This is a genomic window from Curtobacterium sp. MCPF17_031 (genome assembly GCF_003234035.1).
Classification (GTDB): Bacteria; Actinomycetota; Actinomycetes; order Actinomycetales; family Microbacteriaceae; genus Curtobacterium.
Window position 1 is genome coordinate 1 of sequence record NZ_QKSG01000018.1, and the last position, 25,717, is coordinate 25,717.

The 25,717-nt window shown below is 66.2% G+C and carries 25 protein-coding genes and 1 tRNA gene; 12 read left to right on the forward strand and 14 right to left on the reverse strand.

The window, feature by feature from the left end:
- Positions 1 to 92: 92 nt before the first annotated feature.
- The 3 genes from DEJ31_RS17685 to DEJ31_RS16450 all read right to left on the reverse strand — a co-directional run bounded on the left by DEJ31_RS17685 (position 93) and on the right by DEJ31_RS16450 (position 1,738).
- The gene (locus tag DEJ31_RS17685) at positions 93 to 221 is read right to left on the reverse strand and encodes a hypothetical protein (RefSeq protein ID WP_258366350.1); all 129 of its coding nucleotides are present in this window, start codon (positions 219 to 221) and stop codon (positions 93 to 95) included.
- Between the two features lie 168 nt (positions 222 to 389).
- Positions 390 to 1,004, reverse strand: coding sequence for a LysE family translocator (locus DEJ31_RS16445; RefSeq protein WP_111122412.1), 615 nt, complete (start codon positions 1,002 to 1,004; stop codon positions 390 to 392).
- The gene (locus tag DEJ31_RS16450) at positions 1,001 to 1,738 is read right to left on the reverse strand and encodes a metallophosphoesterase (RefSeq protein ID WP_181433565.1); all 738 of its coding nucleotides are present in this window, start codon (positions 1,736 to 1,738) and stop codon (positions 1,001 to 1,003) included. The genes DEJ31_RS16445 and DEJ31_RS16450 overlap by 4 nt, the downstream gene beginning before the upstream one ends.
- Before the next feature lie 127 nt (positions 1,739 to 1,865).
- On the opposite strand from DEJ31_RS16450, the gene DEJ31_RS16455 reads away from it, so the two are divergent.
- The 3 genes from DEJ31_RS16455 to DEJ31_RS16465 all read left to right on the forward strand — a co-directional run bounded on the left by DEJ31_RS16455 (position 1,866) and on the right by DEJ31_RS16465 (position 4,575).
- Entirely contained in the window at positions 1,866 to 2,393 is a 528-nt protein-coding gene (locus DEJ31_RS16455; protein ID WP_111122414.1) for a tetratricopeptide repeat protein, read from the forward strand.
- Between the two features lie 45 nt (positions 2,394 to 2,438).
- Positions 2,439 to 2,951, forward strand: a complete 513-nt coding sequence (locus tag DEJ31_RS16460) for a GNAT family N-acetyltransferase (RefSeq protein ID WP_111122415.1) — start codon at positions 2,439 to 2,441, stop codon at positions 2,949 to 2,951.
- Positions 2,952 to 3,594: 643 nt separating this feature from the next.
- Complete coding sequence (locus DEJ31_RS16465; protein WP_181433566.1) at positions 3,595 to 4,575, forward strand: GNAT family N-acetyltransferase; 981 nt, start codon at positions 3,595 to 3,597, stop codon at positions 4,573 to 4,575.
- A 93-nt stretch (positions 4,576 to 4,668) separates the two neighbouring features.
- Here DEJ31_RS16465 and DEJ31_RS16470 read toward each other — a convergent pair whose 3' ends face one another.
- Both DEJ31_RS16470 and DEJ31_RS16480 read right to left on the reverse strand, forming a co-directional pair.
- Positions 4,669 to 5,496, reverse strand: a complete 828-nt coding sequence (locus DEJ31_RS16470; protein WP_111122417.1) for a hypothetical protein — start codon at positions 5,494 to 5,496, stop codon at positions 4,669 to 4,671.
- Between the two features lie 315 nt (positions 5,497 to 5,811).
- A complete protein-coding gene (locus tag DEJ31_RS16480; RefSeq protein WP_111122418.1) occupies positions 5,812 to 7,197 on the reverse strand; it encodes a hypothetical protein in 1,386 nt (461 codons plus the stop codon).
- A 74-nt stretch (positions 7,198 to 7,271) separates the two neighbouring features.
- Here DEJ31_RS16480 and DEJ31_RS16485 point away from each other — a divergent pair, with 74 nt between their 5' ends.
- The 4 genes from DEJ31_RS16485 to DEJ31_RS16495 all read left to right on the forward strand — a co-directional run bounded on the left by DEJ31_RS16485 (position 7,272) and on the right by DEJ31_RS16495 (position 10,874).
- Positions 7,272 to 7,604 (forward strand): hypothetical protein, encoded by a 333-nt coding sequence (locus DEJ31_RS16485; protein ID WP_111122419.1) that lies wholly within the window; start codon positions 7,272 to 7,274, stop codon positions 7,602 to 7,604.
- 333 nt (positions 7,605 to 7,937) lie between these two features.
- Entirely contained in the window at positions 7,938 to 8,078 is a 141-nt protein-coding gene (locus DEJ31_RS17380; RefSeq protein ID WP_181433567.1) for a hypothetical protein, read from the forward strand.
- A 186-nt stretch (positions 8,079 to 8,264) separates the two neighbouring features.
- Positions 8,265 to 8,732: an HD domain-containing protein gene (locus DEJ31_RS16490; RefSeq protein WP_111122420.1), complete on the forward strand. Its 468-nt coding sequence runs from the start codon at positions 8,265 to 8,267 to the stop codon at positions 8,730 to 8,732.
- Between the two features lie 231 nt (positions 8,733 to 8,963).
- On the forward strand, positions 8,964 to 10,874 hold the full coding sequence (locus DEJ31_RS16495; RefSeq protein WP_111122421.1) for a hypothetical protein: 1,911 nt from the start codon (positions 8,964 to 8,966) through the stop codon (positions 10,872 to 10,874).
- Between the two features lie 291 nt (positions 10,875 to 11,165).
- On the opposite strand, the gene DEJ31_RS16500 is transcribed toward DEJ31_RS16495, so the two are convergent.
- The 4 genes from DEJ31_RS16500 to DEJ31_RS16515 all read right to left on the reverse strand — a co-directional run bounded on the left by DEJ31_RS16500 (position 11,166) and on the right by DEJ31_RS16515 (position 15,317).
- On the reverse strand, positions 11,166 to 12,029 hold the full coding sequence (locus tag DEJ31_RS16500) for a hypothetical protein (protein ID WP_111122422.1): 864 nt from the start codon (positions 12,027 to 12,029) through the stop codon (positions 11,166 to 11,168).
- 88 nt (positions 12,030 to 12,117) lie between these two features.
- Complete coding sequence (locus DEJ31_RS16505) at positions 12,118 to 12,615, reverse strand: hypothetical protein (RefSeq protein ID WP_146243195.1); 498 nt, start codon at positions 12,613 to 12,615, stop codon at positions 12,118 to 12,120.
- 31 nt (positions 12,616 to 12,646) lie between these two features.
- Positions 12,647 to 13,168 (reverse strand): NarK/NasA family nitrate transporter, encoded by a 522-nt coding sequence (locus DEJ31_RS16510; RefSeq protein ID WP_146236845.1) that lies wholly within the window; start codon positions 13,166 to 13,168, stop codon positions 12,647 to 12,649.
- Between the two features lie 1,435 nt (positions 13,169 to 14,603).
- Complete coding sequence (locus tag DEJ31_RS16515; protein WP_146243196.1) at positions 14,604 to 15,317, reverse strand: hypothetical protein; 714 nt, start codon at positions 15,315 to 15,317, stop codon at positions 14,604 to 14,606.
- Positions 15,318 to 15,488: 171 nt separating this feature from the next.
- Between DEJ31_RS16515 and DEJ31_RS16520 the strand changes: the two genes are divergently transcribed.
- Together DEJ31_RS16520 and DEJ31_RS16525 are read left to right on the forward strand one after the other, a co-directional pair.
- Complete coding sequence (locus tag DEJ31_RS16520; protein WP_250897774.1) at positions 15,489 to 15,767, forward strand: AlpA family transcriptional regulator; 279 nt, start codon at positions 15,489 to 15,491, stop codon at positions 15,765 to 15,767.
- Positions 15,767 to 16,849 carry a tyrosine-type recombinase/integrase gene (locus DEJ31_RS16525; protein ID WP_181433568.1) on the forward strand — a complete coding sequence of 361 codons (1,083 nt, stop codon included), beginning with the start codon at positions 15,767 to 15,769 and terminating at the stop codon, positions 16,847 to 16,849. Before DEJ31_RS16520 ends, DEJ31_RS16525 begins: the two co-directional genes overlap by 1 nt.
- A gap of 48 nt (positions 16,850 to 16,897) precedes the next feature.
- On the opposite strand, the gene DEJ31_RS16530 is transcribed toward DEJ31_RS16525, so the two are convergent.
- Positions 16,898 to 17,338: a hypothetical protein gene (locus DEJ31_RS16530; RefSeq protein ID WP_146243197.1), complete on the reverse strand. Its 441-nt coding sequence runs from the start codon at positions 17,336 to 17,338 to the stop codon at positions 16,898 to 16,900.
- Positions 17,335 to 18,525, reverse strand: coding sequence for a hypothetical protein (locus DEJ31_RS16535; protein ID WP_111122426.1), 1,191 nt, complete (start codon positions 18,523 to 18,525; stop codon positions 17,335 to 17,337). Before DEJ31_RS16535 ends, DEJ31_RS16530 begins: the two co-directional genes overlap by 4 nt.
- 227 nt (positions 18,526 to 18,752) lie before the next feature.
- On the opposite strand from DEJ31_RS16535, the gene DEJ31_RS17385 reads away from it, so the two are divergent.
- Positions 18,753 to 18,896, forward strand: coding sequence for a hypothetical protein (locus tag DEJ31_RS17385; RefSeq protein WP_181433569.1), 144 nt, complete (start codon positions 18,753 to 18,755; stop codon positions 18,894 to 18,896).
- Positions 18,897 to 19,230: 334 nt separating this feature from the next.
- On the opposite strand, the gene DEJ31_RS16540 is transcribed toward DEJ31_RS17385, so the two are convergent.
- A tRNA-Val gene (locus DEJ31_RS16540) sits at positions 19,231 to 19,303 on the reverse strand.
- A gap of 162 nt (positions 19,304 to 19,465) precedes the next feature.
- Between DEJ31_RS16540 and DEJ31_RS16545 the strand changes: the two genes are divergently transcribed.
- Together DEJ31_RS16545 and DEJ31_RS16555 are read left to right on the forward strand one after the other, a co-directional pair.
- Entirely contained in the window at positions 19,466 to 21,946 is a 2,481-nt protein-coding gene (locus DEJ31_RS16545; protein WP_111122427.1) for an AAA family ATPase, read from the forward strand.
- A gap of 151 nt (positions 21,947 to 22,097) precedes the next feature.
- Entirely contained in the window at positions 22,098 to 22,652 is a 555-nt protein-coding gene (locus DEJ31_RS16555; RefSeq protein WP_111122428.1) for a hypothetical protein, read from the forward strand.
- Positions 22,653 to 22,662: 10 nt separating this feature from the next.
- Here the strand turns inward: DEJ31_RS16555 and DEJ31_RS16560 are convergent, their stop codons facing one another.
- Together DEJ31_RS16560 and DEJ31_RS16565 are read right to left on the reverse strand one after the other, a co-directional pair.
- On the reverse strand, positions 22,663 to 24,237 hold the full coding sequence (locus DEJ31_RS16560) for a phenylacetate--CoA ligase family protein (RefSeq protein ID WP_258366351.1): 1,575 nt from the start codon (positions 24,235 to 24,237) through the stop codon (positions 22,663 to 22,665).
- Positions 24,234 to 25,286 (reverse strand): hypothetical protein, encoded by a 1,053-nt coding sequence (locus DEJ31_RS16565; protein ID WP_111122431.1) that lies wholly within the window; start codon positions 25,284 to 25,286, stop codon positions 24,234 to 24,236. Before DEJ31_RS16565 ends, DEJ31_RS16560 begins: the two co-directional genes overlap by 4 nt.
- Positions 25,287 to 25,717: the final 431 nt, after the last annotated feature.

Below are 25,717 nucleotides of genomic sequence, written 5' to 3' on the forward strand. Positions count from 1 at the left end.
ACCGCGAGTCGGACCGCTCGCTCCCGAAGCTCCTCCGGGTACTTCCTCGGTGCTCCCATGACTCTCATCCTCCCGTGGATTGAGAGCCTCCATCAGACCCGGGGCGGAACATTCTTGCGATAGAGCTTCCCAGTGCGTTTGTAGTCGATCAGGTAGTAGATGATCCCGCTTGCAAAGGGCACTGCGCCGATGATGAACAGCGTGATCGCGAAGGTGCGCATGACTTGAAGTCTGCCCTGTCCCGGGAGAGGTGATCCGCCTACCCTCTGTGCCACCGCGCTTCGGCGAACAGGCCGAAACCGCCAGGTCAAGTCAGCGGCTGCACGGAACCGCTTACAGCCCGGCGATTTCCAGCAGTCCGGTAGCGGATGGTTTACCGGACGAGACACTCAAGGAAGTGCCTTGATGACCGTCTGCGAGCCGAGTGCGATGAGCGTGAGAGCGGCGGCGGACATGAGAGCTGTCCGGATTCGTGGTGATGCGCCGAGGTTCGGGATGCGGCGGACGGCCCATGCGAGGACGGTCAGCCAGAGGAAGAGCATCACGACGTGCACGCCGGCGAACGTGAAGAACAGAGCGGTGCCGGCGAGGTGAGGTGTGTGAAGTGCCGGTACGACGAGGGCGTAGAGGCTTAGGGCCTTGACGTTCGTGATGAGGGCGAGAAACGACCAGAGGACGAGCTTCCGCGGGGGACGAGGACTCGTCACAGAGGAGCGCGCCGATCTGATCGCCTTCACGATGGAGAGGAATCCGAGGAGCACTAGGACCCCGCCGCCGAGAAGGCCGAAAGCGGTCCGAGCGGTGCTGTTCGCAGCAAGGAGCAGCCCGATACCGCTCAGGGCGAAGAGTGTCGCAATGGCGCTGATGCCCAGTGCTGTTCCCATCCACACTTTCAGGGCGCCCCGGCGGTCACCGGTACTGGCAACGTCGACGGTGATGGCGAAGCTCGCGCCAGGGCTGACGACGAAAGGCAATGCTGCCAGGGCCAGGACCGCCAGGGTCACAACGCGGACGGGCTCAGGTAATGAAAGACGGTGCTGATGGCCGTGCCGAGGATCGTATGGATGGCAAGGCCGGGCATGGCGTCGGCGTCCGCGATCGGGTCGGTCTTACTTCCGAGGCGCATGGTCGACACGATGCCGGGGGCTCCGACGAGGGGAACTCCGGCATACGTGGTGGCGAGGGCGCTGTGCACGTGCCCGGTGAGGATACCGATGATGTTCTCGTGCGTGTGGACGATGCCTGCGAGGTCATCAGCGTTGGCGAGGCCGAAGCGATCCATGACTTCGTGACCGACAGGGACAGGCGGATGATGAAGGGCGAGCACGACCGGTCCCTGAGTGCTGGCGAGCTGTTCGCGCGCGTGCTCTAGGGCCGCGTGGCCGAGCTCCCCCTCGTCGTTCTCGTCGATGTGCGAGTCCAGACCGATCAGCCGCAACCCGAGCACGTCCACAGTCGTATTCAAGGACGCCGGCCGTCCGTTGTTGTCCAGCGCGGTCAGGAAGGGGGCTGTCAGGTCGTGGTTGCCCGGAACGGTCAAGACCGGAACGTCGCCAGGGAGCGTGTCAAAGAACTGCTCGTACTCGGCCGCCTTACCGTGATCCGCGATGTCACCGCTCACCAGGACGACGTCAACCTGTGGAAGGTCGGCAACCTGCGCCAGGACGGCGTGCAGGCGATGCAACCGCTGAGGGGATCCGTCGAGATGCGGGTCGCTGAGATGCGCGATAACGGTCAAGATTCCCCCTCGAGCTGGCGAGCACAGTCATCCCAGCATTGCAGACGGTCATCGGCCGATAGCCGATCGGCCATTGAACGACCGGTACTGTGTCGTCGCGACCGCTCGAATCGGGGGAGCTGCGACCATGCTTGACGCAATCGAGGTGCAGCTTGATGCGATCTTTGCTGCTCGGAACCGCGAGGACATGCGCCCGACCATCGAAGCGCTCCTTCCCATCTACGACGAGGACCCGGAAAACGCTCGGGTCCTCTACGAACTTGGTGGTGCGTACGACACCGCGGGCGACGAGGCGACGGCGCTCAGCTTCTACGAGCGAGCGATGGCGAGGGGCCTTGCCGGGGACGTTCGACGCCGCTGCTACCTCCAGTACGGAAGCACCCTCCGAAACCTCGGCAGGATCGACGACTCCCTACGGGCCTTCGCGCGGGCGCGAGCCGAGTTCCCGGAGTCCGTCGCCCTCGGAGCCTTCGAGGCCCTGACATTCCACGCCGCTGGCCGGCTGAACACTGCACTCGCGAGCCTTCTCGAGCTCCTCGCAGACCACGTACACGCGCCGGAGCTCGACCGATACAAGCCGGCTTTGCGCGGCAACGCCGACTACCTTGCCTCGCTGGACGCAGGAGACGACGCCGCTCACTCGGACGCCAGCTAGGGGATCGGCTACCGAGACGCCGTTCGCGGCTCCTACGCTTACGGCATGTCAAGGTGCATCCGCTTCGCTCAGGAGAGGGACTCGCACGCGATCGAGCGGATTGAGAACGACGCGGACCAGCTGCTGATCGATTACCTTCACCCCAAGGTATGGTCCGCAGCTCCCACCGGGACTACGCGACTTTCTGAGCCTGGCTTCCTGCTGATCATCGACGTTGACGGGGATGTCGCCGGCTTCGTTCACGTCCTAGAGACGGGGGACATCTCTCATCTGGAACAGCTGTCGGTAGACCCGCTGCAGTCGCGGCGGGGTCTGGGTCGAGCGCTTGTCGAAGCTGCGAAGGACCATGCTCGCGAACGTGGGTACAGGCGCATCTCTCTTCGCACGTACGCGGATGTGCCGTGGAACGCCCCGTTCTACGCAACGGTCGGCTTTGTGGAGGAAGAACCAGCCACACCGTTTCATCAGTCACTGCTCGTGGTCGAGGCCGAGCACAGCCTCGACCGATACGGGCGACGGGTGCAGATGAGTGCGCGGCTTTCGCAGCCGCGTTCGTAGGATGACCGGCTACCGAGCGGCCCGAGGTGGCTTGTCAGGGCGGGACCACCGCTGGAGGTCTCTACGGCCAATCACTCCACCGACGTGACCTCACTGGTGCGGCAAGAGAGACCGCAGCGCTGACGACGAACAGTGCGCCGCCGAGTCCGATACCAGTGGCACGCCAGTCAGTCTCTGGTGAGAACACCGGCCGACCCGACCCATCATCGAACTCGCACGAAACGCCGAGAGGTACGACCGTGAGGTGAACGATCCGCGGCCCCTCAGGCGGGTACCCGTCCGGAGCTCGCCGCTCTTGGCAGGCCGCCACACCGACACCATGATGGATGTCACTTCCGTAAGCGCAGAGCAGCGCAACTACGATCAACGCGCAACCGACCACGCCGAGCAGAAGCACTCGTCCCCATCGAACCCGGCGACAAAACGGATGCCCTGTCCCCGATCGCGTCGCCATAACCGAACCCTAGGTGGAGAGCCGCAGCTCTTGTCCCAGGAACCCATCGGCTGACGGGGCGCGGTTGCGCGATCAGCGAGTTCCGCATCACGTTTCCGCCGAGCACGTGCGTCTCGTGGATCTCACCATCGGGACGACATGGCCCTGGCTGTTGCGGTCGCTTTCCGCGTACCCCTATCGTCGGCCACGATGATCGACGAGGAAGTCCTGACAGCATTCAAGGCGTGGTCCCCGGAACAGCTCGCGAGCTGGAGCCCGACATGGCGTGAGGAGTTGACCCGGTGGGCGGCACCGAGCCTGGCGCTCATCGGCGACACGACGTGGGGTGGTGCGGTCCGGGATGCAGTGCAACTCCCCGTCGCCGATCCGTTGCTTTGGGCGAATCACCGCATCTCCCTCCGTTCCGGGGGCTGGGCGATCGCCGGCATCCGGTTCCGTGGACGCGACATCAAGAAGCCATTCGTTGACATCATCGCCACGAGTGCGACACCGGACTACTCGGGCATCGCGGAGCTTGGTGACGTGCTGGCGCACTTCGAGGCCTTCGCCCCGCTCTGCCTCCGGGTGCACCTGCCCGGAGACGCACGTGGCGCTGCTGCCCCCGCCGGTCCCTCGTTCGCGTCCGTGCCGGACCAGCTCGTCGTCGCCGGGCCGGTGGCGCAAATGACGAAGCAGGCGCGGAGCCCTCGCTTCGATTCGGTTCAACTCGCCCGTGCCGTACCTGCGGACGCCGCTGCTCGTGTCAGGGAGATCTACGACGAAGTGCGGCACTCAAAGCCTCGTCTCGATGAATGGGCTACACCGTCGAGCAGTGATTCGCTCGCTGACGCAGATGAGGAAGCTCTGCTGTTCGATATCGTGGTCGAGGGCCGGATCGCAGGCGTCGTCGCTGCCACGCGGGACAACGCGTACGGATTCACTGGCTTCACCGTCGAGGAGATCGCTCTCGACTCGGCCCACCGGCGCCGGGGGTACGGGCTTGCGGTTCTGCAGCACCTGGCGCAGCGACTGCCGGCTGATGCCTACGACGTGCTCTGGGGGCATATTCATCCCGACAACGCCCCATCACTCAGAAACGCACTTGCGAGCGGCCGCACTGTGGTGTCCTCCCTCGTCTGGGCCACCCCCGACGGCTACCCCGGCATGCCAGGGGCCCAGGCTGTCCGGTAACGGATCCTCTACCGGGCGGCGTCGGTCAGCACCTCGTCGATCCACTCGTGATGACCCAATTCGGTGAGCTCGGCGAGAGTCGCCCATCGGGCGTCACTTCGACGGTGCGGTCTTCGCGTCCATCTCTTTCACCCACGTGTCTGTCGGCGCCCACCCGCCGGTGCGGCTCATCGCGAACCGGCGGAGCACGTCACGGCGAGCGGACGCGTTCCACTTCGCCCGCTGCCACTCTGGGTCGTCGCGGAGGTCGGCGATGAACGGGCCGCTGGTCTGCTCCAGCAATGCGTACACGGACCGCCACTCCTCCGCTACTCGGCCGGGCGCCCACTGGAGTGCGTAGCTGGCGCCGATATCGTCGGCGGATTCCATGCGGTTGCGGATGAACGCTTCGACGACTGGTTTGCGGGACATCGGCTTCGCCCCTCGGATTCCGGCATCGTCGATGGCTTCACGGATGAGCTGTTGTGCCCTGGCCATCGACGCATCGCCCGCCCGAGCACGTTCCCCGTCAGTGTCCTCCCGCCATTCCTCGAGTTCCGCGGTCAGGTCTCGCCACCATGCGGCTTTCGCCCAGTACGCGTACGACGTGCCGCCAGCAATCCACCGCACGTCGATGCCGGTCCGGTCCCCGTCGTGACTGCCGGCAGCGTTCCGCATTCTGGGCGGCACCTCATCGAAGTCTTCGAGGAACTCCGCCGCGTCGAAGAACTCCTCCCCGATGCTCACGAACGCCGCCGCGACGGCGACAGCCACATCGAGTGCATCATCGAGGGACACCTCCGGCGCCATGAAGAACACGTCCGGCTCCCGCAACGTCGCCGGCAACACCCGAAAACCCCTCGCCGACGCTTCCAACGGTGCCCGACCGAACAGCTCCTGCAACTCCTCACTAGTGACAGCAGGGTCCGTCTCGTCGGTCATGGGACGACCGTATCCGGGGTCTGCGCGGCAGACCGATCACCACGCGCCGGGTACAAGTCGGCACCTAGAGCACCTTCGAGTGGAGCGACCGTCCGGATGTCCGGCCAGGCTGAACCGTTGAGGATGCGCAGGATGGTGCCGTCTGGAACATCGGAGTCGCGCGACAGCGACCGCACACTCCGGTTGCCGAGCGCCGCCGTCAGCCGCAATGAGAGAACCCGAGCAACCTCGACGGTGTCGTCTGCGGAAGCAACGTAGGGCCAGGGTGCGGCCGCCAGCTGCGCTGGCGTCGGACGTGACGTGCCTGGCATCAGGTCAGTGCCCGCGGACGTCGCCGGTGAGGAGGTTGTGTTCGACGCCGGCGCTGAGTTCTTCGTGGATGACGTTGCCGAAGTACTGCTTCGCGCCGAGGGAGGCGAGGTGTTGCACGGCTGCGTCCGGGTCGGAGTGTCCGGGGGTCCATTCGTCGTGGAGGAACGCTCGGAGGAATCCGCTGTCGTGGAGGATGACGGCGCCGACGTGTTCGTGGGTGGCGCCGTGTTCGAGGATGGCGTCGAAGACGGCAGGTTCGGTGGGTTCGTCGCTGACTGGTTGCAGACGCACTTCACCGGCTCCGGGCCACGGTGATTCGGGGTTAGGGACGTCGGGTGCGTGGAGGTGCGGGACGGTTTCGTCGTCGGTGGAGTCGATCCATCCGGTGTTCATGTATCCGTCGATGACGTCGTGGATGCGGGTGTGCAGGTCCGGTTCGTACTGCCACCACCGTTCGTGGACGGCGCGGAGCCAGTCTCGAACCTGCGGTTCCGCGTCCGCTGCGATTCCAACGAGTTGCGGGGCGGTTCCGGGTGCGCCGACGACTTCGTATTCGACGGTGTGCGTTTCGATGGTGATGGACCCGGTCTGCTCGTCAGCGCGGACCTCGTGGATGTCTTCAGGTGCGCCAGCCCAGATGTTCGCGGGGAGCCTTGGCGGGAGTGAGAAGGGGACGGCGATGGGTCCCCGGGACCAGACGTCCTCGAGCGCTGCGCTGAGGTTGACGTCCATGTTGCGGGATCCGGTCGGGGGTGCGCCGGCGCCGCGGTTCATCGCGAGTTCGTATGCCTCGTCCGGGTCGGCGTTCATCGTCGCGAGGACGGTGGTGTCCGCCCACTGGGCGAAGGAGAGTTCCTCTTGCTGGTCGTCGGTGAACGGGACGTTCCAGGTTGACGGGTCGCAGACGACCATCGCAGCTGTCCGGCCGATGGGTCCGTTGCTGATGGCGGACAGCACTACGGGGACAAGGTCATGCAGGTCCCGGTAGGGCTCGTCGATGACGACCCGGTCGATGGTGAGCAGGTCCTGCTTGTTGAGCAGCTCGACGGAGCCGGTGAACAGCTCCCAGAACGACCCGCCGGCGGGGTGGTGGATGGACAACGCGGACTTGTAGTCGCCGTTGAGTTCCCACACGTCGTAGTTGCTCATGACGGTGTCGAACGAGTCCGGTGCGCGGAGCACGAACGCAGTCACCTGACCGATGGTGACCCCTTTTGAGGTGTACCCGGTGGTGGGGACGCGGATACCCGCTCGCCACTGCTGCATCCGCAGGCCGGGGAACGCTTCACCGTCCTCGTCGGTAGTGGCCGACAGGTCGAGGCGCAACGACCCGTCCCACGCGTCGTAGACGGACTGGGCGGTGGCGGCATCGGTGGTGTCGTCAGTCATCGAAGCCCACGGTAGCGGCAGGCGCCGACTTGAGGGCTCGTGTTTTGCAGCAGACCCGACGTAGGCTGCCGGGCGTGACTGACCACCGGTTCGCCGAACGCGCCCGGTCTGTCGCGGCCGCCGACATCCGCGAACGGTTCGAGGCAGTGGGCTCAGCTCAGGTGTACCTCAGCGACCTCGTCCTACCCGTCAGCGAGTGGAGGAGAGTCGCTCGCCATGTGGCTCATGGGTTGGGTCGCCCCGTGGAGACGCTCGCCGTCGCAGACTTCGTCGTCGCGCGCCTCCGGGACTGGCCACGCGACGACGCCGAACAACGCATCACTGAGGCCCGAATGCGGGCCGCGGTCGACGCTGTCTCCTCGCGGTCCATCAGCCTTCACGCCTCTGAGGTTGACGGGTCTGTCTGACCCGACGGTTGGACATGACGATTTGCCCCCGTGGTCGCTCGTCCGTGTCCCTGGGGTGCTGGCGGGCACCGCGCTCCGCGGGGTGGACTGACGGGAACGGGAGCGCACTGTCCGGCTCGTCGAGTCAGCCCGGGTGGCCTGTCGGCCGGTCGTAGAACCTGACGCCCTTACGGACATGGTGGCGCTCGCACGGGACGTTGCGACCCGAGCACACATGGGTCACGACGGACACGGACTGGGCGGTGGCGGCATCAGTGGTGTCGCCTATCACGGTCGACACGGACCGGGCTGTACCAACCCGACGGGCGGCTGCCGGTGGGTATGGTCTTCGGCATGACGATGCCTGCAGGTGGTGGCGGATGGGTGCCGAAGTCCGCGAAGGGGAAGAAGGCGCTCGCTATCGGGGTGTGGACAGCAGCGCCCATCATCGCGGCGTTCATCATCTACTCGTTCATCGTGGGCGGATGGCGGTAGGGAGAGTCAACCCAGCGGGCGGCCGCGTCTCACTCGTCCGGCCGATGTGCCGCCGTTGGCTTTTCCCGCAGAGTGGTGCTGTGTGGGGAATCCCGTGGGCTGCGGCCGTGGTCGTGGGGGCCACGGTCGCAGCCACTGTGACCGCCTGAATGGTGGCCTGTCGGCTGCCCGTGCCACGCTGAACTCATGACGACTGACCTGGTGCGGCTAGCTCATGAGGTGGCGACGCGGGCGCATGCCGGGCAGGTGGACAAGGTTGGCCGTCCGTACATCGAGCATCCGACCGCAGTCGCGGAACGGCTCACCACCGACGATGAGCAGGTCGTCGGGTTCCTCCACGACGTGGTCGAGGACACGGGCATCACCCTCACGGAGCTCCGCGCGATGGGCTTCACCGCGGAGCAGGTGCTCGCGGTGGACGCGATGACGAAGCGCCGTGGGGAGACACTCGCTGAGTCGATGGCTCGTGTTATGGCTGACCCGGTCGCACCGCGGGTGAAGCGCGCCGACGTCAGCCACAACGCCGACCCCGCCCGGCTCGCGACCATCACCGACGATGCGACTCGTGCCCGACTGCAGGGGAAGTACGAACGCACCGCGGCGCTTCTCGGGACGTCCCTGCTGGACATCTTCGACGAGTTCCGGGTGCCGTAGTGGACACGCGATTCGCCTGCTGGATACGCTCAACTCGAGCCGGAAGGCTTCAGCTCCATCGAGGTGCTGTCCCCGAGCGGTGAGCCCCCACGAGGTTCGCTAGCAACGAGGGGAGAAGGTGTACGCCCTGCGGGAGCGAATCACTCGACTTCTGCAGCAACATGCTCTTTGCCGACCCCGCTTCACTTCACCTGAAGCCTGGTTCGTGGGCCCGGGCGGAAGGAATCGACCATGGTCAAGAAGCGTCGCAAGAGGGCACGCGCTGACGCCCGGGAGCAGGCTGCCGTGGCAGCCGGTGGGCAGCCCGGCCACCAGCGGTACACCGGGAGCGCAGCCAGGCAGGGTGGACGTGAGCGGCTCACAGTCTCTTGGGGTTACGACCCCGACCTCGCGACGGGCCATGAGCTCCGCGACTTGTTGCACCAGCCTCGTGTCGAGACCGTCGTACCCTCACCCTTCCTCGACGGCGACAGCGACGCCAACGCGATGTCGTTCCGTTGGGTGCCGGACTCAAGGGTTCTCGCGACGTGGCACCTCGAGGTCACGGACTTCACGTACGGGAAGTGGATGGAGCTGGACGAGGGGATCTTCGAGGCGAGGTTCGCCTGGGGTCCGACCGACACGGCACGGTTGAATGCTTTCGCCGACCATGCCTTGCTCTGCCTCAGCGATGACCACTTGACCGAGAGCGTCTGGTTCGACGCGCAACGCACCGTCGAGCGGGGCGGTGCTGCGCAGACGATGTCGAACTTCGACGACATCCCTCCGAAGCCGGACGAGTCCGATTCCGAGGCTCTCGAGGACTGGCTTGACGAGTACGGGTTTGACGCCGAGTACCCGCCCAACTCATGGCCGCGTCGCTCGTTCACCGTGGAGTACCCGTGGTTCCCACGGCTGTCCGAAGAAGTGCTCGCGCGGCTTGACCACCGGGACATGAAGGACGGCGGCGGCTCGCTGTGGTTGCGCGAGAAAGGCTTCCGGCTCAGGCTCATCGCGTCGGTGTCCGAGAAGCCGACCCGGAGCATCTCCCAGTTCCGTGAACGCGCAGAGCTCGAACTCACGTTCGTGGAAGGCGTCGCCGAGGGCGACCGGGATGTTGCTCGCGCTTGGGCTGCGATGCAGTACTGGCCGTCAAAGGTTGCAGACGTCGTCGAGTCCGCCCTCCTGCAAGTGACGCTCGGTCTTCCCATCACCGGTGATGGGGTCCGCGAAGAAGACCCGCAGGGGAGCTTCTCTTCGGAGTGGATAGGCCAGGACCCTGTCCTCGTTCCGGGACAACAGACGTTCGTCGTTCACGCGGCGGATGAGGAAGACCTGGTGGGCGACGACGACGTCGATGGGTGGTTCAACGAGATGCGACCCGCTCCGAGCGCGCCCACGACCACTGCCGTGCGGCTTCCCGTTGTCGCAGACGTACCGCGATGGAGCGCACCGCCGGACTTCCCCTCAGGAGTGCTCATTGCGGTGCAGGAGGACGTGACCGGGAGTCAGGCCAGGTTCTGCGACGCGACGTCTGGCGAAGCGCTCGTCTCGTACAAGGATGGCGAGGCGCGGGTTCTTCACGGGTTCGGCAGGGGTCTGTCGAGGAATCCCGGATGGGCTGACGGGGACTGGTGGCGGTTGCCCGCCTACACGCTTCTCCGACAGCACCAAGCAGCGAAGCAGACCTGGACGGCGGTGAAAACCGCCGTCCTGTCGAGTGCGAGTACTGCCTCGGTGGGAACGGGTGAAACCATCGTCATCTCCCATCCATCGATGTTCGACGCTCCGAAGTGGGCGGGTGGCGACATCACCGTTACACGCTCGAGCTGCGGGTCGTGTTCTTGGGAGTACGTCGCTCGGCCCACGGGGAGCGACCGGGAAGCGGTCCTCGCCCACCGGACCAGCATGGGCACCGATGAGACCGACGACCAAGGTCGGTGGTTCTCTCGCGACGTCCCCTTCCTGCTGTTCGACACGGAACCGGACGACGATGCTGTCAAGGCTGTCCTCGCACTCGACCACAACTACGAAGTCGCACACGAAGTCGCACGGCTGGCACAGCTGTTCTTCGAGCAGCGCGTGGTCGGGCTTCCGGATCCAAACCCGGCCCGGGACGCCGCTCTCGTTCGAAAGATTGCAACCTGGGGGCAGCCCTTCTGACCGTCCATGCTGGACGTCGTTCGCGGGCGGTCGCCGTGTCCCCCGCGGTAGCGGAGGGGTCGTGTCGATATCCCAGACGGACGGATTTTCGGGACAGGACAGGACAGGTGAGACCATGGTTCTGACCGAGCGTGCGGCGCGGGCGTTGGTGTCCACGTTCGAGCGGACACCCGCCGACTCCGACGGGCAGGACGTGCAAGTGTGGTGGCCCGACGGGAATGGCCACGAGGTTGACGGCATGGTCGGCGCCAGCTTCGACGCTCGCGGTCTACCAACTACTCCGGCCTGAGGTCAGCGGCGGACGGCCGGCGGTGCGACGGTGACTTCGAGGGTGCTTCGAAGCCGTTGCTCTGTGAGGTCGCGGTCGTTGAGCCACGGGATGCTGCTGACCAATAGTTCTGCGAGCTCGGCGACGCTTCCTGCGCGGAGGACGCGGCGGCCCAGCGTCGGGGTCATGAACACCGTCTGCGCGTGCCGGTTGTGCCACATGTCGAAGGCGAGGTAGCCGGACTCACCTCCGGCTTCCGCCTCGTTCTGCAGCCGGACGATGTGGTCGTTCCGCTGCTGTTCGAGAGCGGCGGTGACCTGCACGATGCGGACCCGGCTCGCCCATCGAAGCGGCACTCCAGGGGCGAGAGCGAACGCGGCGTTGATGCCGTACTCGCGGCGGACGTTCCCCACCGACTCGGACACCCACTTCGGGTACTGCCCGGGCAGCAGGTACAGGTCACCGAAGATGAGGTCGTCGAGGGACGTCGGCGCCGGTGACCAGACGACGGTTCCGACCGGTGACCGACCCGGGGTCTGGTCGAGGTACTCGTCGAGGCCGAGGCCGGTATGACGCCACCACGGCGTCGCCTTCTGCACCTCGACGCCGAGCTGCAGCACGAGCGCACGGGACGCGTCCCGGTACGAGTCGAGCTTCTCGTGCAGCGACCGTTCAACGTCGTCCCAGGTCAGCGGCTTCTCTCGCTCGGACCCGAAGATGTAACCGCCCGCGTCACGACGGACGGTGAAGTCCTCGATTGCCTGCGCGCGGAGCCGGTCGAGCGCGTCGTCGAAGGGCAGCACCGGCGGGACTTCGACGGGTTGTGTCGGCACGAGGTTCGGCGGTCGCCGGAATGTCGCGTCGAGCGGTTCTGTCCATCGAGCCATGCGGTGGTGCGTCCTTCCGGTCCGATGACCCTATGCGCGGTCCTCGGTCAGGCGGCAGTCCCACCTTTGGGTCGCACCGTCGTCACGGTCATCGCTTCCGTCCGAACAGGCCACGCTTCTTTGACGCGGGCTGCGGCGCTGGCACGGGTGGGTTCCGTTCGTGTTCGGCGAGGCGGTAGCCGACGGCTTCCTCGACCTCTTGGGTGATGGCCGCCCAGCGCTTCGGTTCGAAGGTGCGTGAGTCGAGGTCGTGCAGTGGCTCGTGGAAGTGACCTCTGTGATGGTGGAGGACTCCGTCGGTGGTGCAGAAGCTGACGGTCGGCAGCTGCGTCTGCGAGCCGAGTTCCCAGCCGACCAGGTCGGCGCCTCGTGGTCCGGCGACGAGGACGTGCTTCTTCATCGTCGGGACACCGGCGGCGGTGAGTGCTGCGGCCACTTCCCGCCCGAGTTGCAACGCTTGCCACTCATGGGACGCTTTCTCGGCTGCGGCGGCTGCGGCAGCATCCGCACGGTCTCGTGCTGCGGTGTCGGCGGCGTCGAGTTCGTCGTGCGCGCCACGTCGTGCTGCGTCGAAGTCCATGGGCATGCGCTCACGGTAGCGGCGGCGGACGGCGCCGTCACTGGCCGATGTGTTGTGCGTTTTCGCGGTGGTCGAGTTCGGTGAGCATCGCGTCGGTGTTCCGGAGCGTCCGCGGGGTGACGGCGACGGTGAGGGTGAGCACGCCGACGAAGAACGCTGCGGCGAACCAGAACAGCGGCTGCCCGGCGACGGCGAGCCAGATGCTGAGGCCGGTCATCGGCAGGTACAGCAGCGGTGCCGTCCGCCGCAGCGTCCGGTACTCCTTCTGCCGGCGCAGCAGCGCCTGCCGCCATTGCCCGGTGTTCACGTCCGGTGGGATGGTGCCGCGACGTACTGCCCGAGCGAAGTCGGGGCGGTTAGCCGCCTGCCCGTACTGCCGTCGTTGCCGTCCGAGGATGACCCCCATCACGAGCCCGAACGCGGCACCGGTGGCGACGGACACGACGACGCGGACGCCGATGGTGAGTTCCGGGATGGTGATGGACGTCACGCCGAACCAGCCGGCAGCGAACATGACCGCCATGATCACCCCGGCCGCCCACGTCGGCGCTTGCCTCATCCACCCCATCCTCTGAGCATGCCACACCGCGTCCGGGTCATGTCCCGCGTGCCCGCGGTCGCGGTGACCCGTCCGTGAACTTCCCGGGACGCGAAGCGGCCCGCGGTCCGGCGGTAGCCGCGAGGGTCGTGGCGAGATTCCGGGCTGCGGATTTCCGGGACAGGAGGAGTGGGATCGAGGAGGGAAGGACGGGTGAGACGTGAGACATGCAGAAGGTGAGAACTTCCACCTGAACTGACCATCACGACGACACCATGGCCTGACCTTCAAAGGAGGAAGCAGCGGGACAAGCTGACGTCCGCCCGCGACTTCGTCACGGGCGAGCGGGCGCGACGTTCACGGACCGGCAGCCGGGGCGTGCTGCGGGCCGGACACTGTCCGGGTCCGCTGGCGCGTCCCCGGCGTTGCCGGTGCGTGTTCGGAAGCGCCTGCGTGGCGTCTGCTTGTCCCGCTGTCCGCTTCGCTCCCAGCGGGCGTTCCCTGTGTGGGGGTCGGGTCGTGTGGGTGGTGTCCGCTCGACGGTGATGGTTGCAGAAGCTCATCGCCTTCTCCGCTGACCCTGGTGAAGCCGTCGCTGTGCTTTCGTGATGTGGTCAAGGCAAACGTCCCGCCAGGTTCGTCGCCTCGTTAAGGAACGAGGACGGGCGGAGCTTCCCGACTGAGTTCGAGCAGAACGGCGTCCGCTTCACCGACCGGGTCGCCTGCCTGCCGAGCGTGTCGATCTTCGTGCGGTCTTCACCCCGTTCGACCGTTTTACCGGACCGTTCGACGGCGACTCCCGCCACGCGAACTGATCGCCCACAGCATCGACGGTGGCGTTGACGATGGTGAACATCGTCTTCGTCTCCTTCGCGGCCTGCCCGTCGGAGTACGCCGTCGGAGTCGAGCTACGGGGCCTCGCAGAATCGCATCACCGCGAGCCACGTAGTTAGGTTTCTTCAACTGACCTCGCCAGGCGCAGTGGTTCCGCCGTCTTCGACATGGGTGAGGCGTCGAGTGACAGTTGGTTGCTCTTCTGGGCGAAACTGGCGAGCTGGCGATGGCCCCAGCGTGGCATTTTGAGGCCCAATTCGAACGGCTCAGAGGAGCAGGTCGAGGCGCTCCGCGGATAGAAACGAGGATGGATATAGCACCTCGACTGCGCGCACGAGGGCGCTGCTCCAGACCTCACGTGAACTCGAACGACTCGTCCTTCTCGCCGCACAGGACCCGGAGTCGGACGAGACCGCGTTCGAGATCATCCGACGCACCCGCTGGCGGGTGCGCCCGGCCGAGTGTTGGGACAGCGGGGAGGCTGCGAACATCGCGCGGGAGGAGCTCATCGGAGCACTCAAAGCCCTTCGCGCCGGACAGATGTCGGCGTGCTCTCCCACAAGCTCATTCGACGCGCCCTGACGGAGCTGCCCGACGAGCCCTGACGCCAGGGTTGGCGACACTAGGCGTGCCCGAGTGCCCTCAGCGACGTGTCCACCTCTCGGCGACCAGCGTTCACCACTTCCGCCAGCTTTCCGGTCGCAGATCTGACCGGAAGCCAACGAGCGATCCGACTCGCCGGAACACGGCCGAAGGGCACCGCGACCTTCACATCATCGAGAGCAGCAGCGAGCAGTCTCCTCGCGTCCTCTACCCGTCCTCGAAGGTCCATAACGTCCAACCATTCCGTTGACGTGAGAGCTTCGCGCTGTTGGGCGACGCGAACTCGCATCGCCAGGTCGAGAAGCTGCTCCGCCGTAGCCTGGAGCTGGTGCGCGGTGGCCGCGATGTCGTTGACAACGCTGAGCGCTCTAGCCTCGTCCAGCAGCGATCCCGAGGCAGCCGAGATCTCCGCCACCACGTTGTCGGCTGTGACAACACCGGTCGGCCCGATGCTGAATCGCTCGATGCCCACGGCGTCGAGGGCCGCAGTTGCATCCTCGTTCCAGCCATTCACCACGTATACCCGAGCCGCTCGCATCTCCGCTCGCTCGATGACCGGCAGGACCTGGTCGGCGGTGGCGCCGCGCGGCCGAAGCAACGCTGCAGAAACGACGCGGTCGTCTTCGAGGATGACGAGCTGAGCGGTGTTCGTGACCGTCTTGAGCTTCGTCACATCGACGCCGCTGTGGGCGAGATGGTCCCGGATGGTCGCGACTGCCTTCGTCTTCGTCATGATCGTTGCCACCCTGAAAGGGTGCCAGATGCTCATTGGACGGGCGTTCCACTCCCGGTCTCGCGTGCAATCGTGACGGACCGGGATGGCGACGATCATCCCGGCTTCCGGCCTGACCAGCCAAAACCCGCGTTCCGGGTGCCGTTCGCGCGAGCAATGCATAGGCGTCACATGACCGAAACCCAGACCCGCTGCATGACGTGCGGCGTTCCGATTGTGTCCGCGCATATCGAATCCATGACCGACGCCGGTGTGAACCACCACCTCGAGCCAATGCTCACGATGGACGAGCTCAGCCGTTACACGCAGACCTCGAAGAGCACGCTCTACTCGCTGCGAAGCCAGGGACGCGGGCCCAAGGGTGTTCGCATTGGTCGGGCGCTCCGATTCCGGAAGTCCGACGTCGACGCATGGCTTCACATGCTCAGCGACGAGTCGCAGGCAGCCTGATGAGCGTCAAGAAAGCGGACAACGGACGTTGGCGAGCCCGCGTCTACCACCGTGGCAAGCAGGTCTCGATGGCGACGTTCGACCGGAAGAAGGACGCCGACGCTTGGGAGCTCGGACAGAAGACGAGTCTCAGGTCTGGAACGTGGTCCGACCCTCGCAACGCCGAGATGACGCTCGCAGAACTCATTAAGGAATTCCTGACCGAGCGGCGCGGGCTTGTTTCGCAGCAGACCTACGACACCGACGAGACCAACCTCCGCCTGCACGTCACAGACCAGATGAAGCGACTTCCCATCGGGTCCATCGATGGTCGGCAGCTGCGAAAGTACGTCGCCAATCTCGTGCGCACCAAGCGACACAGCACCGCGAAGCGGATTCGGGAGTCGCTCGGTGGGGTCTTCGCATACGCCGTGAGGGAGGCGTACATCTCGCACAACCCAGTTCTCGATGCACCGCTCGGTCGTGGGGACGGAACCGAAGCGAACACGGTTCGGCCCTTCACCGAGTCGGAGTTCAAATCGATGCTCGTGGCTCAACGAGCCCTGAACCCGAACTACGCAGACATCGTCGAGTTTCTCCGAGAAACCGGCCTGCGCTGGGGAGAGATGAAGGCGCTCCGTGTCCGCAACGTCGTGACGAATCCCTTCCTTGCCATCATGGTCGAGCGTTCGAAGAGCGACGGATACCCCGAGAAGCAGACGAAGGGACGCCGCAGCCGGAAGGTCCCCCTCATGGGTAACGCAGGAGCAATCGCGATGCGCCATGCTGATGGCAAGGCGCCCGACGCGTTCCTGTTCCGGTCGACCGGCGGCTCCGAGCTAAGCGGACCGAACTTCACCCGCGACCTTCGCTGGAAGACGACGGCAGGAGACCATCGCGTCCACGACCTTCGTCACACCGCGGCAACGGCGTGGATGAGCGACGGAATCAACGTCAAGACCATCTCTGTGTGGCTTGGTCACAGCACGACACAGCAGACCGTCAACCGCTACTCCCACTGGATGAACGACGACGGAGACATGGCCGCCATCGCGCGGATGATGCGGGCTCGACGCGAGCGCTCGGAGGAACGAGACCTGTAACGAGACTCAGCAAGCAAAGTCGAACGGGCGTGGCCCGGCTGCTCCGTCTCAGCGGTCCTCGCCGAGCACCAAGGAGAACGCCTCGCTCGAGAGTGTTGGCACGCCGAGGTCGCCAGCCAGCGCCACCACGGCGCGGTCGTTCGACACCACCACCCACTCCGCACCGAATAGACCCAGCTCGGCCTCGGCCAGCGCGTCCAGCGCGCACGCGAGCAACAACGGGTCGGCATTTCCAAGATTCGCGTAGAGGTCGATGAGGGTCGTGTCGTCAGCTGGAACACGCTGGAGGACGGCAGCGAGGTGCAGGAGGACGCCCTCGTTGGTCGTGTATTCGAGCGGGCGCAGCGAATCGACGTCCGGAAGGAATCGTGCTTCGTGGAGCACCTCGGACGGTAGCCGACACTGCTCGTGCACGAACGCCGAGGAGCGCTGCTCCTGGGTCAGCCGAGTCAACACATTGTTGTCGAGGAGGTAGAACGTCCCCATCATCCGAGCGCCTCCCGGAAGTCCCGGATCTCTCGCGGCCGGATCTTGTTCGCGCAGACCGCTCGGCAGAACTCACCTTCGGTGATCCTGCCGGCATCCAGCGCGCCGAGCATTCGAACGGACAGCTCTCGGCCGTTGTACGTCCGGACCCCGTTCACCGGTCTCGGCTGGCGGCCCTGCGACTTGGGCCGATTTGCGAACTCGAGGCGAAGTTCCTCGAGGTGTTGCTGAGCCCCGGAACGGCTGATGAGCCCGAGTCGCTGGAGGCGCACGACCATCGCGCTCGGAGTCACTTTGAACAAGTCGGCGGTACTCCTGATTTCCCCGAGATCGTCGGACGAAACCGTTCTCATCTGCGCCACCGGCATCAGGATCTCGCCAACAATGTCGTACTCGCGGCCCGGGTTCGACGCAAGGTTCCGGCCGTCGTAGGTGACCGGCGCGAAGATGCCGCGAGCGATCAAGACCGTGAGCAGGGTCAGCGTGAAGAGCTGACGCCCCTCCGGCTCCTCATCGTCGCCGTGATTCCCCCGCGAGAGGAAGATGTACGGGACCTTCCTGTCCTTGATGGTCAGCCCACTGAACTTGACCTCGATGAGCTGCGGCATGAAGCCGCGGACGCTGCGCGAGACGAGGATCTGGTGCGCCTCCAGTGTATCGATGAGCAACGATAGGGCGGCACCCTTCGATCGAGCCGAGCGGAGTACGGCCACATCCAAGTCGAGAGCCGTGAGCAGTACGGCGACGTCCTCCTCGATTGTCGCCCGAGGCCTCCGGAGGACTCCAACGATCTTGTTGTCGACGAGCGACTTGTCGTGAGTGCGCAGCATCATCTGCTTCCGAACAAGATCCTTCACGATGAGCTCGACGTCGCTGAGCTCGATCGTCGTACGCGAGTTGACGGCGAAAGTGTCCTTGCTCAGCCCTTGCAGCAGCTTCTTCGTCTTCGTTTCGACCTGCGCCCGAACCAGCTCGCGCGGCGCGAAGCAGAGCGCGTACGGCACCTGTGCGGTGCGCGCTAGATCGACGAGATCCGAGAAGCTGATCGTTGACCGTTCGAGGGCGTGGCGATACGGAACACGTGCGCTCACGACAGAGTTCTCGAACAGCTCGACGAAGACGACGCGGTCGGTCATCACGCGACTCCCGTGCAGGGTGACCGCGATCGTCCCTGACTGGTCGAGGCTCACGGCATCACCTCGTGGTGGCTCAACGACCCCGACCCAGTGGCTGCAGCGCTCCCCATCCGACCGACGATCCCTCATGTCGGCAGTCAAAGCGACCCCGAGTTCGGGTGTCGAGCGAGTTCGCTCGCCGACCGGAGGTCATCAAGAGGGTGGCGCCTACGAATGCGCTTTGACCCAATCCTGCACCAGACCACCGGCGCGCAGCGCTCGAGAGCCCCTACGCTCTGAGCATGGGTGTTCTCACGGTGACAATTCGTCCCGGTCGGCGCACGGAAACCCAGAACATGCCGTTCGAGGGCAATGGACGCGGCTACACCATCCTCGGAGACATGTTCGGCGCATCACGGCGGGGTCAGGTTGACTACTCCGACTGAAGGTCGTCCAGCACGGCGGTGTCGAAAAGTGGAAGCGTGCTGGAAGACCGGACTCCCCGAGAACGCGTGGCTCTGCGAATGCGCATGTGCTGGACGAAATCACGGCTCGGGGCAGCCGTTCAAGGTCACAGTGGGCGGTAGTGGACCCGGCGGACAACTCTCGGTGCAGGCTCGTGCGCCCCACGAGTTCTACGTCGGCTGACCAAGGGTCCAGTCGGCGAAAGAGTTGCGCGAAGGCGAGTTCAACTCAGTCGTGGGCTGGCCGTGGCGTCAGCGCACCGACCTTCCGAGCTGCTGATACGTACATCGAGCCGCCACCACTGCCAGCGTCCAGTGGGCTCTGGCGGGCTCGAACCGCCGACCACTTCGGTGTAAGCGAAGTGCTCTACCAACTGAGCTAAGAGCCCTCAAGGCTGATCCTACTTGGCGATGAGCCGGCATCGTGACGACGAGCGACTTGACTCGCCGTCGCCGACGACGGTGGCCGACTCCCGCGTGCAAGATACTTACCCTCGGCGCTGCGGCGCTGGTTCGACCCGACCGGGTCCACTCGAAGGGCCGGGGGTCCCGTGATCAAGCGCATCGTCCGTATCGACGGCATCGGCCTTTTCCAGCGTTGGCAACCCGGCAACGATTCCGCAAACCTTGAGCGGATCAACGTGGTCTACGGCGGCAACGGCACCGGCAAGTCGTCTATCGCACGCGCCTTTGGCGAGGCGACCGCGAAGTCCGCGGCCTCGACCGTGCATGTCTCAGTCGAGGATGGCGACAGGCTTCGTCACGTCACGTCGAGCGAGGATCCCTTCTGGACACGCGTCCGCGTGTTCAACCACGACTACATCGAGAACAACCTGAGCTTCGGCGCGGATCGCAGCGAGGCAGCACCGCTTCTCGTCCTCGGTCAGGAGAGCGTTGGTCGCGAGGCACGGCTCGCGCAGATCGCGGAACGCCTCGAAGTCATCGAAAGCGAGGAGCGGCTCGCGATCGAGGATGCCGGCCGCGCACGACATGCTGCGGACCGTCTCGCAACGTCGACCGCGACGACGATCCACAGCGAGCTGCAGCACGTGAGCGCACGGTACGGCCGGGCCTACAACCGTCGCCAAGTGAAGACCTTGCTGGACGCGTTCCCGACCAGGTTCGACGAATCCCTCGACGAGGTCATTTCGACGCATCTCGGCACTGTTCGTCCGCAGAAGATGGAGCCAGTCGCTCTCCTCACCAGCACCGGTGAAAGTGTCCTTCCGCTCGTCACCGAAGTGGGTCACGCGCTTGCCACCTCGGTGTCGAACGTGGTGCTCGACGACCTGGCCGAGCATCCCGAGGACAGCACCTGGGTGAGTGAAGGCGTGTCGAGGCACGAGCAACGCGACCGGTGCCTGTTCTGTGGCGGTGTGGTGACCGACGAGCGCCGAGGTGCTCTGGCCGCGCACTTCGACGGCCGCTTCCGGGAGCTGGAGCGCACGCTCGACGCGCTGGACGGTCGCGTCGCATCGGTCATCGCGGCTCAGCCGGGCATGATCTCCCGGGCGCCGGCAGCGAATCTCCTGTACCCGCCGCTCCGGGACACGTACGGTGAACTGCTCGCCGGGGTGCGAGAGGCCATCACATCTCGAAGCGAGGCGCTCGACGCGGTTCGCCGTGCGATCGCGACCAAGCGCTCCGCGATGTTCGACGTGGTCACGTTCGATGCCGGTGCAGTCGACGGCCAATCGGACGACGTAGCCGCGCTCAACCTCGTGCTGCGGGACCACAACGACCGTTCGGCGGCGTTCGAGTCGATCCGCGCGGACGCCGCCGATCGTGTCGAGCGCGCTCGGGTCGAGTTGATCCGCTCGGAGTACGTGTCGTTGTCCGAGCGAGCGATCCGCGCCGAGCAACGAGCGGCAGACCATGGCGCCGAGCGCGAGCAGTTGACCCGCGAACGTGAGCGGCTGAACTCTGCCGGGCTCGACGCGGGACCACTTGCAAGCGAGCTCACCCGAGACGTTGCCGTCCTCCTCGGTCGCGATGAGCTCCGCTTCACCGCCGTCGACGGGCGTTACGCCATCGAACGGGACGGGCGCCCGGCCGTCGGTCTCAGCGAGGGCGAACGGACAGCGATCTCCCTGCTCCACTTCCTGTGCAGCCTCCGCGACGAGACGATGCGTGGTGCCGACCTGACCGTCGTCATCGACGATCCGGTGTCGAGTCTCGACCAGGAGATCATGGTCGGCGTCTCCGGGCACCTCTGGAACACCTTCGTCGGAGCGGGTATCCGCCACCAGTTGATCCTGCTCACGCACAGCTTCGAGCTCTTCCGGATGTGGGTGAACCAACTAGACCGGCTGAACTCGCGGATCCGCCGGGACAACTCGTACTCATTGCACGAGCTGCGCTCGAGGGTGAGTCGCGACGCTGAGGACGTCCCCCGTCGCGTGCCGGTCCTGCGGAGCTGGAGCGACCCTCAGCTCCGCAAGAAGCTGCGCTCCCAGTACCACTATCTGTTCTGGCGGGTCGGCAGTGCCGTCCTCGAGCGGAACGCCGGTACGCAGTTCGAGGCTGAGCTTGAGGCTGCTGCGCTCCTACCGAACGCCGCGAGGCGGCTCTTGGAGTCGTTCCTGGCCTTCCGGTTGCCAGTGCACATGGGCGACTTCGAGGGGAGTATGCGGACGGCGTTCGACGAACACCGAATCGAGCAACCAGTTCGCCAGCGTCTCGTGCGGTTCCTTCACCAGTCGTCGCACAGCGAAGAAGCGGACATCTCTCGTCCCGTGGACATGCACGAGGCGGTGGTCGTCCTCGAGTCGGTGTTCCGCTTCATCGCGGCAGTGGATCGGCCGCACTTCGAGCAGATGTGCGCCGCCGTCGTCCCGGACCTCTCGTACATCGGTGCGTCTTCGGTCACGGTGGAACCGGTCGCTGCCGCCTTGCACATCCCCATTCCCACACCGACACCGACACCGACACCGACACCGACACCGACACCAGACCTACACGGACACGAGCGCAACGCTTGGACCGGCCGGAGGGAATGGGACGATCACCGTCGTGACCTGGGCTTTCGATAACCACCGGAGCGCGATCGACGGGACTGACATCCACGGTGTAAACGTGGCGCTCTACCAGCTGAGCTAAAGGCCCTCGCACCGCGTCTGGGTGCACCCCACATCCTACGGGTGCGCCGAGAGCGACGCCGAGCCCGTGACTACGCTCGCTCACATGCGCCGCTCCCCCGCCGTCGTCGCCGCCGCCGTGCTCGTCGCCCTGCTGTCGGGCTGCTCGACACCCGGTGCCGACACGAGTTCGGTCGAGCCGCCATGGCCACGTCCGACGGACCTCGCCCACCGCGCTGACGAGGCCGGGCTCGAGAACGTCTGGGGCGAACGCCTGGCGGAACACGTGCACACGCATCTGACCATCACGAACGGCGACACCCCGGTCGTGGTCCCGGGCAACATCGGGCACGCGAAGGCGCAGCGCTTCGCCGCACAGCTGCACACGCACGACACGTCCGGCATCCTGCACGTCGAGTCCCCGACCCGTCAGACGTTCACGCTCGGGCAGTTCTTCGACGAATGGGGTGTCTCCCTCGGGCCGGCGCACGTCGGTGGACTGCACGGTGAGCTGACGATCTGGGTGGACGGCAAGCGGTTCTTCGGCAACCCACGGTCGATCGAGTTGACGAACCGAGGGGAGATCGGGCTCGCCGTCACGACGATCGGCGAGGTCCCGCAACGCCCGGCCCCGTTCGACTGGCCGCCGCAGTACCACTGAGCCGCCCCGCTCAGGCCTCCTTCGGCGCCACCCACCCGAGGTCCAGGTCCCACTCGTCGACTGAGCCCGGCCCGAGTTGCCACACGTACTCGTTCTTGAGCTTCCGGCCGTCGTCGCGGAACGGCCCGGTCCGGTACGGGTAGAACGCCACGGTCGGCAGCGTCCCCGGAGGTGCGGTGCGGATCGCGTTCGAGAAGTCGCGGTTGAGCCGGCGCAGTTCGGCGACCACGGCCGGCCGGGCGCGATCGGCGTCGAACGAGTCGGCCGACGCGGCGAGCTGGAAGGCGATGTGCAGCTGGCGGTCGCCGTGATCGTCCTCGTAGCTGATGAGCCGGTGGTTCTCGATCGCTTCGAGCAGGACCGGGTCGCCGTACACGACGTCGCGCACGGCGTCTGGTGCGACGACAGCGCCGTTGAAGTCGACGGACAGGTCCGATCGGCCGTAGTGGAACAGCAGCGGCAGGTCGAGCTCGGCCTCGGAGAGCAGGTCCTCGTGCCCGGTCGCCCGCAGCACGGGCTTGAGGTCGCGCATCCGCACCACGTGCCCACGGTCGTGGATGTTGTACCGGATCCGGGGGCTGATGTTCTCGGAGCGGGCGATCGTGACGACGAGCTCGCCGCGGTCGTTCGTCTCGATCAGGTAGCCGAACGGGTTGAACTGGAACACCATCGGCAGGACGCCGTACTCGAACTGCTTGGTCAGTGCCGTCGAGAGTGCCGGGTCGGCAGCGATCGCCTTCCGCAGCGCCACCGAGAAGCCCGTCTCGATTCCCAGGTTGATCTCGAGGTCGCTCGCCCCGTACGACCCGAGGACGGTGTGCGCGTACTGCTCGATGTGGGCGCGCATGTTCTCGCTGATGCCCTCGCCGCCGAACGCCGCGACGATCGTGTACTCGCGCCAGTCGATCCGGTCGTCCTCGAACAACGCCTTGAGGAACGGCGGGTAGCTGAGGATCACGTAGGTGAAACCGGTGCCGAACTCCTGCATCGTCTGCACGATCTTGTCGCGGTCGGGCCCGATCGACTTGATCATCGTGGATTCGGTGAGCGACGCCGTGACGTTCATGCCGGTTGCCCATGCGCCGAGCGAGAACCCGTTCAGCACGAACGGCTGCTTCGCGAGTTCCTTCGAGGTCCGGGCGAACCCGAGCTGCAGCAGCTGCCGCGTCGCCTGCCGCTCGTCGGGTCCGCGCACCCAGCTCGTCGGGACACCGGAGGACCCCGACGACTCGTCCACGACGACACCGCGCCGCGGCAGCCGACCGTCGAGACAGCGCTCCGGGATGCTCCACCGCTTGACGTAGGACTCCTTGTCCATCTCCGGCAGGCCGGAGAACGCCGTGGCGATCCCGCTGCGCGTGTCCAGACGGGAGGAACGTCCCGCGTCCGACAGGAACCCTCGGTACGCGGGCACCCGCTTCGCCGCCAGCTCCGCCGTTCGCCACGCCCGCCACCGCCCGAGGGTCCACCGGAGCGGCTCGATGCCCGGCGCGAGCAGGAACTTGTGCGTCCCGACCCGCGGCATGAACAGTCCGACGACCGCTTCGACGACCCAGACCACCGCGAACACCGCCGCCCGCTTCACGAGGCACCTCCACCAGCGGGCGTGGCCAGCGTCATGGCCGACGCCGGCCGTCGGTGCGCGAGGGGCGGCGGAGCACTGCGGCCGAAGCGGAACAGCATCCACGCCATCCGCCCGTCGGACTCGTCGACCCCGGCACGTTCGACGAACGCCGCGTGCGACCGCGGGTTCGTGATGACCGTCCCGAAGGGGTGCAGGGCGATCCCCCGCGCATCGAGGTCGAGCCAGATGTGCATGAACGTCCGACCGGCCTCGACGTACTCCGCCGGGGATCCGAACGGCCCCTCGAGCCAGCCGAGCTGCCGCACGCCCCGCATCGTCGACAGGTAGACCTTCTTGAACGTGGTGCCGATGCCGGGCGCTTCCCACAGCCCGCGGTGCTCCATCGCGAACTTGAGCACCGGCCCCGGCATGAGCATCGTCTCGGCCGACAGCCCGTCCCCGGTGTCCGCCGCCTGGCGCTTCGAGAACCGTAGCCAGTGCAGGATCTCGGTGTGCACTGCGTCGTTCCGCAGGTCGTCGAACAGCGTCGCCTGGTTGACCCGGACGATCTCGTCGACCGTGGCCCGGTCCGCCGTCGTCCGGAACCGGTGACCGGCCTGCGCCGCGATCGTCTCCGAGGCCCGGATCACGTCGTCGTCCACGAGGGTCGCGTCGTAGGGTCTGCGCGAGGTGCGCCGAGCGAGCAAGCCGTGCAGGGCCTCCCGGTCGGCATCCGTCGCTGGGTGCGGTGTCAGCGCGACGCTGCCGAGCCGGTGCAGGTGGTCCGCCGGGTCTCGGTCGACCCGGCCGAAGTCCATCTCGGCGTGGTCGAGTGACTCGGTCACCGTGAAGCCGTGCGCCCGGGCGACCACGTCGAGACCAGCGAGGAACACGCCGGCGCAGACGTGCCCGAACGGGATCCCGAAGGACTCCGCCGGCAGTCCCCGCTGCAGGTCGTAGAAGACGGTCGCGATGCGGTCGTCCTCCACCCGCACCACGATGGGCTGCGAGTTGTGCGGTGACGGGTAGTGCCGTGCATCCTCGATGATGCCGGTCCAGGGTGTGGCCATCGGTTCCCCCTCGGTGGTCGTTGCCGCGAGCATACGCACCACCCGTCCACGCCCATGCCCGCTCGAGCATGCCTGTGGATGACGCAGCACCGTCTGGGATGCTGTGGAGGAAGGACAGCGGGCCAGGACGCAGTCCAGGCGACAGCAGCACGGGGCCAGGCGAGAGCACCATGGGCCCGTGCGAGAGCAGCATGGGCCCAGCCGAGAGCAGCATGGGCCCAGCCGAGAGCACCATGACCACAGGGGAACGGGGACTTCGATGACGGAACCGTCAGGACCGCAGCAGGGCGACACACGACGCCGGTGGATCGTCGGTGCCGGGGCGCTCGCCGTCGTGGTCGCCGCCGCCACGGTCGCGTGGTCCCTCACCGACTCCGACCGGGAGGCCCGACCCACCCCCGCAGCGGCCGTCGCCACGGCCACCCCCACGC

Excerpts from the sequence above, each read along its gene's own strand:
- DEJ31_RS17685 (WP_258366350.1), bottom strand. The coding sequence starts at position 221 with ATGCGCACCTTCGCGATCACGCTGTTCATCATCGGCGCAGTGCCCTTT.
- DEJ31_RS16455 (WP_111122414.1), top strand. The coding sequence starts at position 1,866 with ATGCTTGACGCAATCGAGGTGCAGCTTGATGCGATCTTTGCTGCTCGG.
- DEJ31_RS16460 (WP_111122415.1), top strand. The coding sequence starts at position 2,439 with ATGTCAAGGTGCATCCGCTTCGCTCAGGAGAGGGACTCGCACGCGATC.
- DEJ31_RS16465 (WP_181433566.1), top strand. The coding sequence starts at position 3,595 with ATGATCGACGAGGAAGTCCTGACAGCATTCAAGGCGTGGTCCCCGGAA.
- DEJ31_RS16470 (WP_111122417.1), bottom strand. The coding sequence starts at position 5,496 with ATGACCGACGAGACGGACCCTGCTGTCACTAGTGAGGAGTTGCAGGAG.
- DEJ31_RS16480 (WP_111122418.1), bottom strand. The coding sequence starts at position 7,197 with ATGACTGACGACACCACCGATGCCGCCACCGCCCAGTCCGTCTACGAC.
- DEJ31_RS17380 (WP_181433567.1), top strand. The coding sequence starts at position 7,938 with ATGACGATGCCTGCAGGTGGTGGCGGATGGGTGCCGAAGTCCGCGAAG.
- DEJ31_RS16490 (WP_111122420.1), top strand. The coding sequence starts at position 8,265 with ATGACGACTGACCTGGTGCGGCTAGCTCATGAGGTGGCGACGCGGGCG.
- DEJ31_RS16495 (WP_111122421.1), top strand. The coding sequence starts at position 8,964 with ATGGTCAAGAAGCGTCGCAAGAGGGCACGCGCTGACGCCCGGGAGCAG.
- DEJ31_RS16500 (WP_111122422.1), bottom strand. The coding sequence starts at position 12,029 with ATGGCTCGATGGACAGAACCGCTCGACGCGACATTCCGGCGACCGCCG.
- DEJ31_RS16505 (WP_146243195.1), bottom strand. The coding sequence starts at position 12,615 with ATGCCCATGGACTTCGACGCAGCACGACGTGGCGCGCACGACGAACTC.
- DEJ31_RS16510 (WP_146236845.1), bottom strand. The coding sequence starts at position 13,168 with ATGAGGCAAGCGCCGACGTGGGCGGCCGGGGTGATCATGGCGGTCATG.
- DEJ31_RS16515 (WP_146243196.1), bottom strand. The coding sequence starts at position 15,317 with ATGACGAAGACGAAGGCAGTCGCGACCATCCGGGACCATCTCGCCCAC.
- DEJ31_RS16520 (WP_250897774.1), top strand. The coding sequence starts at position 15,489 with ATGACCGAAACCCAGACCCGCTGCATGACGTGCGGCGTTCCGATTGTG.
- DEJ31_RS16525 (WP_181433568.1), top strand. The coding sequence starts at position 15,767 with ATGAGCGTCAAGAAAGCGGACAACGGACGTTGGCGAGCCCGCGTCTAC.
- DEJ31_RS16530 (WP_146243197.1), bottom strand. The coding sequence starts at position 17,338 with ATGATGGGGACGTTCTACCTCCTCGACAACAATGTGTTGACTCGGCTG.
- DEJ31_RS17385 (WP_181433569.1), top strand. The coding sequence starts at position 18,753 with ATGGGTGTTCTCACGGTGACAATTCGTCCCGGTCGGCGCACGGAAACC.
- DEJ31_RS16555 (WP_111122428.1), top strand. The coding sequence starts at position 22,098 with ATGCGCCGCTCCCCCGCCGTCGTCGCCGCCGCCGTGCTCGTCGCCCTG.
- DEJ31_RS16565 (WP_111122431.1), bottom strand. The coding sequence starts at position 25,286 with ATGGCCACACCCTGGACCGGCATCATCGAGGATGCACGGCACTACCCG.